Source organism: Kitasatospora sp. NPDC096128 (assembly GCF_040303105.1).
Lineage (GTDB): Bacteria > Actinomycetota > Actinomycetes > Streptomycetales > Streptomycetaceae > Kitasatospora.
On record NZ_JBEOSP010000031.1, the window covers coordinates 58,527 to 71,808 of the forward strand.

A 13,282-nucleotide genomic window follows, 5' to 3' on the forward strand; every position below is an offset into this window, starting at 1 on the left:
CACATGTGCGGCATCGTCGGATACGCACACCTGAACGGCGGCCACCCGGCCGACCGGGCCGTCCTGGAACGGATGGCCGGCACTCTGTTCCACCGCGGTCCCGACTCCGACGGCTACTTCCTGGCCGACCACGTCGGCCTGGCGACCCGTCGGCTGAGCATCGTCGACCCGGCCACCGGCGACCAGCCGATCGCCACCCCGGACGGCAACGTCACGGTCTGCTGCAACGGCGAGGTCTTCAACCACGCCGAGCTGCGTGCCCGGCTGACGGCCGCCGGGCACGTCTTCCGGACCGGCGGCGACGTGGAGGTGCTGGTCCACCTGTACGAGGAGCACGGCACCGGGCTGGTGCACCACCTCAACGGCCAGTTCAGCTTCGCGCTCTACGACCGGGCCCGGCGGCGCCTGGTGCTGGCCCGCGACCACGTCGGCATCACCCCGCTGCACTACACGGTGACCGGCGGCACCCTGGTCTTCGGCTCGGAGGTCAAGGCCCTGCTGGCCCACCCGCTGGTCCGCCGGGAGGTCGACCCGGGCGGTCTCGACCAGATCATGCTGCTGCCCGGCCTGGTCAGCCCGCGCACCATGTTCGCCGGGATCGCCACCCTGCCCCCGGGCCACCAGATGGTCGTCGAGGACGGCCGGGTCGACGTCCGCCGGTACTGGGACCTCGACTACCCCCTGGCCGCCGAGCTCTCCCCGCCCGCCGCGGCCGACCCCGAGGAACGGTTCGGCCGGCTGGAGCAGGCCCTCCAGCGGTCGGTGGAGCTGCGGATGCGGGCGGACGTCCCGCACGCCTACTACCTCAGCGGCGGTCTGGACTCCTCACTGGTGGCGGGGATCGCCGCGAAGTCCGCCGCCGAGCGGCTGCGCACCTTCTCCGTCACCTTCCCCGACGCCCGGATGTCCGAGCAGCCGTACCAGCGGATGGTCGCCCGGAGCCTCGACTCCGAGCACCACGAGGTGCCGGTCACCCCCGGACACCTGCTCGACCAGCTGCGCGAGGTGGTCCGCCACAGCGAGTGCCCGCTCAAGGAGAGCTACAACGTCGCCTCGGTCCGGCTCTCCGCCGCCGTACGGGCCCGCGGCGCGAAGGTGGTGCTCAGCGGCGAGGGCGCGGACGAGCTGTTCGCCGGGTACGTCGGGTACAAGTTCGACAAGCAGACCGCCGCCCGGGCGGCCCGCTCCCGGCGCCGAACGGCCACCGGACGGCCGCTCTCCGCCGAACAGCGCCTGAACCAGCGGCTGTGGGGCAACCCGCTGCTCGCCTACGGCCAACGACTCGGCGAACTCGCCTCAGCCCGGGCGGAGTTGTACTCGCCGCAGCTCCGGTCCCGGCTGCCCGACTTCGACTGCCTGGCCCAGCCACTGGTCGACCTCGCACAGCTCAAGGGGCGGCACGTCCTGCACCAGCGCTCCTACCTGGACTTCAAGCTCCGGCTCGCCGACCACCTGCTGGGCGACCACGGCGACCGGGTCGCCATGGCGAACTCGGTGGAGGCGCGCTACCCGTTCCTGGACCGCGGCGTCATCGACTGCGCCCGCGCCCTGCACCCGGACCTCGTGCTGCACGGCTTCGAGGAGAAGTACCCGCTCAAACGGATCGCCGAGCGGTACGTGCCCCGGGAGATCGTCAACCGGGAGAAGTTCGCCTTCCACGCCAACCCCAGCGCCGATCTGCTCCGGATCGACCGGTCCTGGATCGACGACTACCTGGCACCCGCGCGGATCCGGCGCGAGGGCTACTTCGATCCCTCGGCCGTCCAGGAACTGCGCGCCCGCTACACCGGCCGCGAGGTCGGCCTGAACACCCTCTTCGAGGACGACCTGCTGATGGTGGTCGTCACACACGGCATCTTCCTCGAAACCTTCGACCTGCCCGCACTGTCCTAGGGAGCACGCAGATGGATCGGATCGGAGTGGTCGGCGCCGGCACGATGGGCACCGGTGTCTCCCAACTGTTCGCCGAGGGCGGCCACCGGGTCGTCCTGGTGGACATCGACCGGCACGCGCTCGACCGCTCGCGCGCGGCCATCGCCGACGACCTCCGGCTGGCGCCGCTGGTGCGCCCGCACGACGTGCCGCCGGACCCGGAGGCGGTGCTGGAACGCATCACGTTCAGCACCGAGGCCAAGGACCTGTCCGAGGCGGACTTCGTGGTCGAGAACATCGTCGAGCGCTGGGACGCCAAGCGCGAGCTCTACCGGGAGCTGGACCGGGTCTGCCGGCCGGAGGCCCTGATCGGGGTCAACACCTCGGCGATCCCGATCACCCGGATCGCCTCGGTGACCGGCCGGCCCGGCCAGGTGATCGGCACCCACTTCATGAACCCCGCCCACCTCAAGCCGACCGTCGAGGTGATCCGCGGCCACCACACCACTGACGCCACCCTGGAGCGCGTCGGGGACCTGCTTCGGGGCGTGCGCCGCAAGCACGTCGTGGTCGCCGACTCACCCGGCTTCGTCACCAACCGGGTGGCCATGCTCACCCTCAACGAGGCGATCTTCCTGCTGCACGAGAACGTCGCCTCGGTGACCGAGATCGACCGCCTGTTCAAGGAGTGCTTCGGCCACGCCATGGGCCCGCTGGCGACCGCGGACCTGATCGGGCTGGACACCGTCCTGCTCTCTCTCGACGTGCTCTACGAGAACTTCAACGACCCCAAGTACCGCCCCTGCCCGCTGCTGCGGCGGATGGTCGACGCGGGCCTGCACGGCCGCAAGACCGGCCAGGGCTTCCACAGCTACGAGGTGCCCGGCCGGCCGCGGGCCGAGCCCGCGGCCACCGACCGCACCGCGACCGACCGCACCGCGACCGACCCTGCGGCGACCGCCGCCACCCGCCCGACCGCCGCGTGAGGAGAGCACAGATGACCGACACCGCCAAGGACACCGTCCGGCAGTTCGTCCTACGGCACACCGACGGGATCCCGGTCGAGGACGGCGAGGACCTCTTCGACGCCGGGTTCGTCAACTCGCTGTTCGCCGTTCAGCTGGTCATGTGGATCGAGCGCACCTTCGCGCTGACCGTCCGCCGCGAGGAACTGCTGCTGGACGACCTGCGCACCGTGGACGGCATCACCGCCTTCGTCCGGGCCCGGACCACCGACACCAGGGACGCGGCGTGGACTTCGAACTGACCGACGACCAGCGCGCCCTCCAGGCGGCGACCACCGCCTTCGCCCGCGACCGGCTGGGCCGCGACACCGCGGGCGACGACCGCGAGGAACGCTTCCCGCGCGCGGACTGGCAGCGCTGCGCACGCCACGGGGTGCTCGGCTGGCCGGTACCCGCCGAGTACGGCGGCGGCGGGCTCGACCCGCTCAGCACGATGATCGCCCTGGAGGCGCTCGGCTACGGCTGCCGGGACAACGGCCTGGTCTTCGCCGTCAACAACCACCTCTGGGGCTGCGCGATCTACCTGCTGGAGCACGGCAGCGAGGAGCAGAAGGAACGCTTCCTGCCGGCGATGTGCTCCGGGAACCTGATCGGCGCGCAGGCCCTGTCCGAACCCGAGGCCGGCTCGGACGTCCTGGCGCTGACCACCACGGCGCGCCGCGAGGGCGAGCGGTACGTCCTCGACGGCGAGAAGTGGTTCATCAGCAACGGACCGGTGGCGGACCTGTTCGTGGTGTTCGCCCGGACCGGTGACCAGGGCGCGCCCGAGGACCGGCTGTCCGCCTTCCTGGTGCCCGCGGACCTGCCGGGCGTGCGGACCGTGCGGCAGCTCAGCAAGCTGGGCCTGCGCAGCACGCCGATGGGCGTCGTCGCCTTCGAGGACGTCTCCGTCCCGGCGGCCAACCTGCTCGGCGCGGAGGGCTCCGGCTACCGGATCTTCCTCTCCAGCATCGAATGGGAGCGCTCCTTCATGTTCGCCGGGCACGTCGGCGCGATGCAGCGGCTGCTGGAGACCTCCGTGGACCACGTCACCAGCCGCCGTCAGTTCGGCCGGCAGATCGGCTCCTTCCAGGGCGTCGCGCACGAGATCGCGGACATGCGGATCCGGCTGGAGCTGGCCCGGCTGATGCTCTACAAGGTGGGCTGGCTCAAGAGCCGCGGGCGGATGGCCCTGCTGGAGGCGACCATCACGAAGATCGTCGCCAGCGAGGGCCTGGCCCGGACGGCGATGGCCGCCCTGGAGGTGCACGGCGCCCGCGGCTACCTGACGGACTGGCAGCTCGAACGCGAACTGCGCGACGCCCTCGGCGGACCGATCTACGCCGGCGCCAACGGCATCCACCGCGGTGTCCTCGCCGAGCTCATGGGGCTGACCGGCAGCCTGTCCGGTGCCGTACCCGCCCACCGTCGCCCCGCCCGGCCGGTCGCCGCGACGGCCGGCCCGACGGACGGAGGCCGGCCGTGACCGCCCTCGACGACGCCCGGCCCGCCGGGCCGCCGCGGCAGCCCGTGACCACCTTCCTGCTGCCGGTGGAGCCTCCCCTCGACGGCTCCCAGGCGGCGGAGCTGGCCCGCCGCGTCTTCTTCGTCGCCGAGTCCATCCTGGACTTCCGGCTGGTCGGCGAGGACCGGATCACCGGGATCGAGGTGACCGCCACGGCCGGCACCGACCCGGCCGAACTGGCCCGCAAGCTCGCCGTGGTGGTGGCCAACGACCTGGCCCGGCAGGAGGCCTTCACCCCGAAGGTGGTCTGGCGGCTGGACACCGAAGGCACCCCGTCCGACGTCTTCGACGAGCTCACCGCGACGGGTGCGGCGATCCCGGCGGGCGCCGGGCAGGTCGCCTTCGGCGAGCCGCTGCTCTCCCTCACCGACCACCTGGACCAGCGCGTCCGGGCCCTGGTGGCGGCCGAGTTCGACGCCGCCGAGTTCCGCTACCCGACCCTGATCGCCACCGACGTGATGCGGCGCAGCGGCTACTTCTCGTCGTTCCCCCAGCTGATGATGTTCGTGTCCCGGCTGCACTCCGACGTCGACGTCTACCAGGACTTCCTGCACGGCCTCTCGGCCGGCACCGATTTGACGGACCTCCTGCGCGCGGGCGCCGCCACCGTCGACCACTGCCTCCCGCCCACGATGTGCTACCACTCCTTCGCCCAGCTCGCCGACTCGACGCTGCCCGCCGGGTCGTCGGTGCTGACCTCGCGCGGCAAGTCGTTCCGCTTCGAGTCCCGCTACGAGCGGTCGCTGGAACGCCTGTGGGACTTCACCATCCGCGAGATCGTCTTCCTCGGTCCGCGCCGGACGGTGCTGGCGCAGCGTGCCCGGCTGATGGAGCTCACCTTCGAGCTGATGGCGGAACTCGGCCTGGGCGGAAGGTGCGAGGTCGCCAGCGACCCGTTCTTCATCAACACCGACACCGCCGACCAGGTGTGGAACCAGCGTTTCCTGGAACTGAAGTACGAGCTGCGCCTGCCGCTGGAGGGCGAACGGGACGTGGCGGTCTGCTCGTTCAACTTCCACGACCGCTTCTTCGGCAAGGCGTTCGCCATCGGCGCGGGCGACGGCGCCGGCCCGGTGCACACCGCCTGCGCCGGATTCGGGCTCGAACGCCTGGCGTACGCCTTCCTCTGCCGGCACGGTGTCGACCCGGCGGGCTGGCCCGAGCAGGTCCGCCGGGCGGTCGGGTCGTGACCTCCGCAGGGGGTACCGGCCCGCGGCTGCTGACGATCTCCGCGGCGACGCCCGAGGAGCTCGAACGGGAGACCGACCGGCTCGCCGAGCAACTCGACGCGCTGGCGGCCGGGCGCAGCACCGGTCCGGACCGCCCGGACCGCCCGGACCGCCCGGACGGCCTGAGCGGCCTGAGCGGGCTGTCCCGGCGGCTGCGGCAGCGGCCGGCCCTGGAACACCGGCGTGCCCTGGTGACCACCGACCCGGCCAGGGCCGCCCACCACCTGCGCGAACGCGACCCCCGGCAGCTCGTCACCGCGCGGGCGGACCCGGACCGTCCCGTGGTGTTCCTGGCGGCCGGCGTCGGCGACCACTACCTCGGCATGACCGCCGGCCTGCAGCGCCGGCTGCCGGTCTACGCCGCGCACCTGCGGACCTGCCTGCGCGAGCTCGACCGGGAGCTGGGCGGGGACCTCGGCGCCTTCCTGTCCCGGGCGGCGGCCGACTCCGCCGGCGCCCGCCGGGTGGGGGTGCCCGCCGGGCCGGCCGACGGTGCCGCGGGGCCGGCCATCGACGACACCGAGGTGGCGCAGCCGGCGGTGTTCGCCGTCCAGTACGCGATGGCCGCCACTCTGCAGTCCCTCGGCGTGCGGCCCACCGCCCTGCTCGGCTACAGCCTGGGCGAGTATGTCGCGGCCTGCCTCGCCGGGATCCTGCCGCTGGACCAGGCGGCGACCCTGGTGGCGCGCCGGGCCCGGCTGGTGTCCGAACTGCCCGCCGGCGGGGGGATGCTGGCGGTGATGGCCGGTGCGGAGGCGGTCACCCCCCACCTCGTCACCGGGCGGGTCGCGCTGGCCGCCCTGAACGGGCCCGAACTCACCGTGCTGTCGGGGTACTCGACGGATCTGGACCGGGTGGCCGAGCGGCTCGTCGGGCGCGGGATCGCCTGCCAGCCGATGGCCGCCCGGCACGCCTTCCACTCCCCGCTGATGGCCCCGGTCACCGCCCGGCTGCGGGAGCTGGTGGCCGGGTTCCGGCTCCGCCCGCCCCACGTGCCGGTCCTCTCCAACGGCTCCGGCACCTGGATGGGCGAGGAGGCCACCGGCCCCGACTACTGGGCCGATCAGCTCTGCGGCACGGTCAGGTTCACCGACGACCTCGCCGAACTGTGGCGTCTCAAGTCGCCGGTCCTGGTCGAACTCGGGCCCGGCCAGGGGCTGATCCGCCTCGCGATGCGCAGCCCCGACCGCCCGGCGGAGCACGGTAGTGTGGCCGTGCCCACGCTGCCGGGGCCACTGGAGCGGCGCCCGGACACGGTGGTCTTCCTCGACGCGGTGGCCCGGCTGTGGGCCGCCGGCACCGGCGTCGACCTGGCCGGGGTGCCCTGACCCGCTCCTTCCCCCCGTTCCTCCTCTCCGTTCCTTCCCCCCGTTCCTCCTCTCCGTTCCTTCCCTCCGTTCCTCCTCTCCGTTCCTTCCCTCCGTTCCCGTCCGCAGACACCTGGCTGGAGCCGATGCCCACGACACCGTCCGTCAGCAGCACCACCGCCCGGAGGCTGGCGATCAGCGCCCAGTTCCTGGCCGGCCCGCCCGCCCCGCCGACCGTCGACGGCATCCGGGAGGTGCTGCGGGCACTGCGCTGCCTCCAGCTCGACCCGATCAGCGCGGTCGCCCAGAGCCATCTGCTGGTGCTGTGGAGCCGGCTCGGCCAGTACCGCCGCGAGGACCTGGACCACCTCCTCTGGGAGGCCCGGTGGCTGTTCGAGTACTGGGCCCACGCCGCCTCCATCGTGCTGACGGACGACTATCCGCTGCACGCGGCGACCATGCGCCGCTACCCGGCGGGGACGTCCAACTACGGTCGTAAGGTGGCCACTTGGCTCAAGGCCAACGGCACCCTGCAGACGCACGTGGTCCAGCGGCTGACCGAGGCCGGTCCGCTGCCCGCCGGCGGCTTCGACGACGTCGCCGAGACCCCGTGGGAGTCCAGCGGCTGGACGGCCGGGCGCAACGTCGAACGCATGCTGGACCACCTGTGGCTCCAGGGCCGCATCATGGTCAGCGGACGCCGCGGCCGGGCCCGGCTGTGGGACCTGGCCCCGCGCTGCCTGCCCGGTGACGCCGCCTCGGCTCCGCTCCCCGACGCCGAGGTGGTCCCGCTGGCCGCCGAACACGCCCTGCGCGCCCTGGGGATCGCCCGCCCCGCCGACATCCGCCAGCACTTCACCCGGGACCGCTACCCCGGACTGGACTCCGCCCTGACCCGCCTGCTCGCGGAGGGCCGCATCCTGCGGGTCCAGCTGGAGGACGCCCCGTCCAGCGAGGGCTGGTACCTCACCGCCGACCGACTGCCGCTCCTGGAACGGCTGGAGTCCGGCGAGTGGGAGCCGCGCACCACCCTGCTGTCCCCCTTCGACAACCTGATCTGCGACCGGGCCCGCACCGAACGCCTCTGGGACTTCGGGTTCCGCAACGAGATGTACGTGCCGCGCGCCAAGCGCCGGTACGGCTACTACGTGATGCCGCTCCTGCACGGCGACCGGCTGGTCGGCCGGGTCGCCCCCCGGCTTGACCGGCGCTCCCGGACCCTCCACCTCGAAGGCCTCTTCGTCGAACCGGACACCCCGACCGACGACGCCCTGCGCGCGGGGCTGGCCGACACCGTCGCCGCCCTCGCCGAGTTCGTCGACGCCCGCGCGACCGTCCGCACCGGCCCCTGCCCACCCGACTGGGCCGACCTCTTCCCCGAGGGCTGACGCCCGGAACCACCGTCGGCCGACCGGCCCGACGGACGGTGAAATCCTGGACGACGTCGTGCCCGAGAAGGAAACGGTGGACCCGGCAGCGATCTCCATGCCCCTCCGCCGGCAGGTGGTCACTACCGAGCCGCCGGCCGACACCGTGACGCCACCCGACCTGACCATTCGACTGCCCCTGTTCGGTCGAACGCCCGTTCAGTAGCATGAACCCGCCTCCTACCGTGGCCCCGAGGGGACGAGTGACCGCCGTGATCACCCTGACCGCAAGCAGCCTGTCCGTCGACGTCGTGGACCTGAATGTCGTGGACCTGGATGTCGTGGACCTGGATGTCGTGGACATCGACGTGGACGTCGACCTCGCCCTGGCCGGCGACGCCGACCCGGACCGCGCGACGTGGGGCACCCTCGCCTCCGGGGCGCCGGTGCTGATGGTCCCGCCGCAGAGCACCCAGGCCGTCTTCGAGTTCGACGCGCCGATCCCGCTCGAGCCCACGCCGCAGGTCATCCAGATGGAGCCGACGCCGCCGCAGGTCATCCAGATTCGCTTCGACCTCGACGACCCGGTCCTGGCGGAGCCCTCGTCGCAGCTCGTCCAGACCTACGTCCAGCTCGACCCCCCGGTCCTGGTCGACCCGCTGCCGCCGCAGGTCACCCAGGGGATCGTGGACGTCGTCGAGGCGGTCGACGCCACGGACGCGGTCGACGCCACGAGCGCCGTCGACGCCACGGACGCGGTCGACGCCACGAGCGCCGTCGACGCCACGGACGCGGTCTGAGGCCCGCGCCGCCGCATGGACTCCGACCACCCCTCCGCACACCGCTACACCCGCCCCTTCGACCGCTTCCCCTCCCGGCGCGAACACGAGGCCCGATGGGCCGAGTTGACCCGGGCGATCGCCGCGGCCGGCCCGCCCACGGGTGAACCGGCCGGTCGGCGGGGCGAGTTGACCGTCCTCGGCTCCGGCATCGAGGCGGCCGGCTTCACCCGGGCCGACGAACGCCTGCTCCGCGAGGCCGACCACGTCTTCCACTGCGTGGCGGACCCGGCCACGGTGGTCCGGATCAACGCCTGGCGTCCCGACGCCTACGACCTCGGCGTGTTCTACGACGACGCCAAGGACCGGTACCTGACGTACGTCCAGATGTCCGAGGCCGTCCTGCACTTCGTCCGGGCGGGGCGGCGGGTCGCGGCGGTGTTCTACGGCCACCCCGGCATCTTCGTGCTCTCCAGCCACCGCGCCGTCCGGATCGCCCGCCGCGAGGGCCACCGCGCCGTGATGCGGCCCGGTATCAGCGCCCTGGACGTGCTCTGCGCCGACCTCGGGGTCGACCCGAGCACCCCCGGCATGCAGACCTTCGAGGCCTCCGACCTGCTGATCCGCGACCGGCGGATCGACCCGGGCCTGCACCTGGTGCTCTGGCAGGTCGGCATCGTCGGCGAACTCGACTACCAGCGCGCCGGGTTCACCAACCGCCACCTGCCCGTCCTGCTGGACCGGCTGGAGGAGGTCTACGGGCCGGACCACACCGTGGTCAACTACGTCGGCGCCCGCTACCGCGGCCTCGACCCCGTCACCGCCGAGCACACCGTCGCCGCCCTGCGCGACCCCGCCGTGCAGCGCACCGTCACCAGCGCCTCCACCTGGTACCTGGCGCCCACCGCAGCCGCCCCGGCCGACCCGCAGGTGCTTCGCCGCCTCGGGCTGCTCAAGCCCGGTCAGACCGTCCGCCCGCCCGACGGGCCGCTGCGGACCATCGACGAGTACGGCCCGCGGGAACTCGCCGCCTTGGACGGCTTCGCCGACTTCCGCGTCCCGGCCGCGTACCACTGGCAGGAGGACACGCCCGGCGCCCGCTTCGTCCTCGCCCTCGGCGAGGACAGCGCCCTGCGCGAACGCTACGTCCGGGAGCCCGAGGCCGCCGTCGCCGACTGGGCGCCGCCCGAGCTCGGCACGGCCGAACGCGCCCTGCTGGCCCGGCGCGAGGACCTCGCCCTCCAGGCCGCCGCCCGGGGCGTACGACAGCGGCCCGCACCGGAGGCGGCCCGGCGGCTGCGCACCCTGCTCACCCGCAAGTCCGCGGCGCGCAGGCTGCTGCGGGACGGCTCCGCGGGCTGGCCGTCGATCCGCCAGGACCTGGACTCCGTCCTCGCCGGCGCGCTCTACCCGTGGACGGGCCTGTACGGCACGCCGGACGGCGACCTGTCCGTCTACGTCCTGGGCCGCGCGGGCGACCCTCCCCGGCACCGGGTCCACGTCGACGGCCGCCGGATCGCCGACCCGCGCTACGAGCGCGGCGTACTGCGCTGGCGCGAGCCGGACGGCAGCGGCGGCGAACTGCGCACCGAGTTCGGCCGCGACGGGCGGCGACGCCTGGTCGGTATCGTCGGCGCTCTCGGTGCCGCCGGGCGCGCCGTGTGCCTGACGGAGTACCCGCTGCCGGAGACACCGCCGCTCGCCGACCTGGTCGGCGGGTACCGATCCGAAACCGGCGAGGGCGGCGAGGGCGGCGTCCGCGTGGACGTGGCCCCCGGCGCCCCCGGCACGGACCCGCGCCTGCGGGTCAGTATCGACGGCGAGCCCGTCACGGCGGCGGTGCTGATCGGGCCGACGGGTTTCGACGTGGACGGCGTCACCGTCCCCTTCGCCCGGGCGGTACCGGACGTCCCGCCGTGCCTGTACGGGGACTACCGGCTGCGACTGCCCTCGCGCCCGGACGGCGGCGCGGAACTACGGGTGTCGGCGGAGGGTGTCGCCCTCGACGGACAGCCGGTGCCCAAGGCCGAGGCGAGCGGCCGACGCCTCGGCTGGCAGGACGGCCCGGACGCCGTACCGACCGCCGACCTCACCCTGCTGCTCGACCCGATCACCCTGCACCCGATGCTCCACGGCACCGGCCGCACGGCGGACGGCGAACCGTTCCCGCTGGTCGGCATGGTCCCGGTCGACGCCGAGGCGGCCCAACGGCTCGCCGAGCGGCCCCGGTTCGGCATCCCGGCCGCCCCGTGGGCTCAGCTGACCGCGCTCGCCGCGGAGGCGAGCCGGGACGGCGGGCTGTTCTGGTGGCACGGCTGGGAGCAGTCGGCCACCGCCCTGCGGACCGTCGAGCGCGCCCTGTGGGAGGGCGGCCGGTAGGCCTCGCGCTGACGGACGGTCCGGGGCAGCGGTTCGGCGACTGCGGTCCGGCTCGGCGGTCCGGGGGCGGGAGGTCCGGGGGCGGCCATCGGCCAATGGTGCGGACGAGGAGGCCCTCGCCCGCTGATACCCAGCAGCTGCCCGTCGCCCGCTCATCAGGCCCCTGCCTCCGGCGGGCGACCGGGCAGCGCCCGGTGCGCTCGCCGTCGAAGAAGCCGCCAGGGTCCCACTCCGAGCGGGGGTTGCCAGAGCAGACCGGGGAGCTCTCCTGCCAGCCCCCTCCGACGTGGTGAACGACGCTCGATCGATACGTGCCTCCGAGGCCGGGGCGTCGTCTTCGGGAGGGCCCGAAACCTGGCTGGAGGGTGCCGGGATCAGGGTCGGGCAGGGTGGGTGAGGGTGTGCCAGGCGGCGTAGCCGCCGAGGAGGTCGGAGACATCGGGGTGGCCGTGGTGGCGGAGCAGGCTGGCGGCGATGGAGGAGCGGTGGCCGCCGGCGCAGTGGACGACCACCGGGCGGTCGACGGGGATCTCGTCCAGGCGGGCGGGGAGTTCGGCCAGGGCGATATGCAGGGAGCCCTCGATGGAGCCCGCTTCGCGTTCGCCGCAGGTGCGCACGTCCAGGACGGCCGGGGGCTGGTCCCCGGCCAGTGCGGTGCGGAGCTGGTCGGCGGTGACCCGGCTGGCGGGGGCGAGCTCGTCGGCGAGGGCGGGCAGGGCGTTGTCGGGGTTGCGCAGGTAGCCCGCGATCCGGTCGAAGCCGATGCGGGCGAGGCGGGTGACGACCTCGTCCTCGCGGTCCTGCGGGGCGATGATCGCGAGGATGCTGTCCGGGGTGAGGACAGTGCCGGCCTGTTCGGCGAAGCGGCCGTCGAGGGGGACGTTGACGGCGCCGCGCAGGTGTCCCGCGCCGAAGTCCTGGGGGCTGCGGGCGTCGAGGACGACGGCGCCCGCGGCGCGGGCCTCCCGGAGGCCTTCGGGGCACAGCGGACGGGCGGCGTTCGCGCGATCGAGCAGCGGGTGGTCCTGCCGGTTGAGGGCGGCGTCGTGGCCGAAGTAGGCGGGGGCGGCGGCCTGGCCGGCGGTGACGATGCGGACGAAGGTGTCCTGGTCCATGGGCCGGCAGGCGTAGTTGGTCCGCCGCTGGGTGCCGATGGTGGACCGCTTCTCGGTGGAGAGGTTCTTGCCGCAGGCGGAGCCCGCGCCGTGGGCGGGGAAGACCAGGGTCTCGTCGGGCAGGGCCAGCAGCTTGCGGTGGACGCTGTCGTAGAGCATGGCGCCGAGTTCGGCGGCGGTGACGCCGGCCGAGGCGAGCAGGTCGGGGCGGCCGACGTCGCCGATGAACAGGGCGTCGCCGGTGAGGACCCCGTACGGGACGGCGTCGTCGGGCTGCTCGTAGACCACCACGCTGATCGACTCGGGGGTGTGCCCGGGGGTCTCCATGATCTGCAGGGTGACGTCGCCGAGTTCGATCCGCTCGCCGTCGGCGAGCTTGCGGATCGGGTACTCGGTCTCGGCCCGGTGCCCGTAGCCGATCCAGGCGCCGGTGCGGTCGGCCAGTTCGAGGTGGCCGGCCAGGAAGTCGGCGTGGAAGTGGGTGTTGATGACCCCGATGACGGTCAGGCCGCGGGCCGCGGCGTCGGCGAGGTACTCGTCGACGTCCCGACGGGGGTCGACGATCACTGCCTGGCCGCTGGTCTCGTCGGCGATCAGGTAGGACGCCTGGGAGAGGCAGTCAAGGTAGTACTGGGCGAAGTACACGGGGAACCCTCCTGGGCGGCGCCGGGCGCCGCTGTGCGGTCGCGGTCTCGCTGATACCCC

10 protein-coding genes are annotated in these 13,282 nt (G+C 73.6%); 9 read left to right on the forward strand and 1 reads right to left on the reverse strand.

Annotation, left to right across the window (positions count from 1 at the left end):
• Positions 1-3 precede the first annotated feature (3 nt).
• The 9 genes from asnB (at position 4) to ABTY61_RS29205 (ending at position 11,462) form a co-directional block, all read left to right on the forward strand.
• Positions 4-1,893 carry an asparagine synthase (glutamine-hydrolyzing) gene (gene asnB, locus ABTY61_RS29165; protein ID WP_350508085.1) on the forward strand — a complete coding sequence of 630 codons (1,890 nt, stop codon included), beginning with the start codon at positions 4-6 and terminating at the stop codon, positions 1,891-1,893.
• An 11-nt stretch (positions 1,894-1,904) separates the two neighbouring features.
• A complete protein-coding gene (locus ABTY61_RS29170; RefSeq protein ID WP_350508086.1) occupies positions 1,905-2,858 on the forward strand; it encodes a 3-hydroxyacyl-CoA dehydrogenase family protein in 954 nt (317 codons plus the stop codon).
• 11 nt (positions 2,859-2,869) lie between these two features.
• A complete protein-coding gene (locus tag ABTY61_RS29175; RefSeq protein WP_350508087.1) occupies positions 2,870-3,139 on the forward strand; it encodes a phosphopantetheine-binding protein in 270 nt (89 codons plus the stop codon).
• Complete coding sequence (locus tag ABTY61_RS29180; protein WP_350508088.1) at positions 3,124-4,362, forward strand: acyl-CoA dehydrogenase family protein; 1,239 nt, start codon at positions 3,124-3,126, stop codon at positions 4,360-4,362. Before ABTY61_RS29175 ends, ABTY61_RS29180 begins: the two co-directional genes overlap by 16 nt.
• Complete coding sequence (locus ABTY61_RS29185) at positions 4,359-5,591, forward strand: class-II aminoacyl-tRNA synthetase family protein (protein WP_350508089.1); 1,233 nt, start codon at positions 4,359-4,361, stop codon at positions 5,589-5,591. Before ABTY61_RS29180 ends, ABTY61_RS29185 begins: the two co-directional genes overlap by 4 nt.
• Positions 5,588-6,958, forward strand: a complete 1,371-nt coding sequence (locus ABTY61_RS29190) for an acyltransferase domain-containing protein (protein WP_350508090.1) — start codon at positions 5,588-5,590, stop codon at positions 6,956-6,958. Before ABTY61_RS29185 ends, ABTY61_RS29190 begins: the two co-directional genes overlap by 4 nt.
• Before the next feature lie 125 nt (positions 6,959-7,083).
• Positions 7,084-8,325: a winged helix-turn-helix domain-containing protein gene (locus tag ABTY61_RS29195; RefSeq protein WP_350508091.1), complete on the forward strand. Its 1,242-nt coding sequence runs from the start codon at positions 7,084-7,086 to the stop codon at positions 8,323-8,325.
• A gap of 242 nt (positions 8,326-8,567) precedes the next feature.
• Entirely contained in the window at positions 8,568-9,104 is a 537-nt protein-coding gene (locus tag ABTY61_RS29200) for a hypothetical protein (protein ID WP_350508092.1), read from the forward strand.
• 15 nt (positions 9,105-9,119) lie between these two features.
• Positions 9,120-11,462: an SAM-dependent methyltransferase gene (locus ABTY61_RS29205; protein WP_350508093.1), complete on the forward strand. Its 2,343-nt coding sequence runs from the start codon at positions 9,120-9,122 to the stop codon at positions 11,460-11,462.
• 374 nt (positions 11,463-11,836) lie between these two features.
• On the opposite strand, the gene ABTY61_RS29210 is transcribed toward ABTY61_RS29205, so the two are convergent.
• Positions 11,837-13,222: an MBL fold metallo-hydrolase gene (locus ABTY61_RS29210; RefSeq protein ID WP_350508094.1), complete on the reverse strand. Its 1,386-nt coding sequence runs from the start codon at positions 13,220-13,222 to the stop codon at positions 11,837-11,839.
• Positions 13,223-13,282: the final 60 nt, after the last annotated feature.

Bases quoted from the DNA above. Each gene is read 5' to 3' on its own strand.
- ABTY61_RS29170 (WP_350508086.1), top strand. From the start codon at position 1,905: ATGGATCGGATCGGAGTGGTCGGCGCCGGCACGATGGGCACCGGTGTC.
- ABTY61_RS29195 (WP_350508091.1), top strand. From the start codon at position 7,084: ATGCCCACGACACCGTCCGTCAGCAGCACCACCGCCCGGAGGCTGGCG.
- ABTY61_RS29205 (WP_350508093.1), top strand. From the start codon at position 9,120: ATGGACTCCGACCACCCCTCCGCACACCGCTACACCCGCCCCTTCGAC.
- asnB (WP_350508085.1), top strand. From the start codon at position 4: ATGTGCGGCATCGTCGGATACGCACACCTGAACGGCGGCCACCCGGCC.
- ABTY61_RS29175 (WP_350508087.1), top strand. From the start codon at position 2,870: ATGACCGACACCGCCAAGGACACCGTCCGGCAGTTCGTCCTACGGCAC.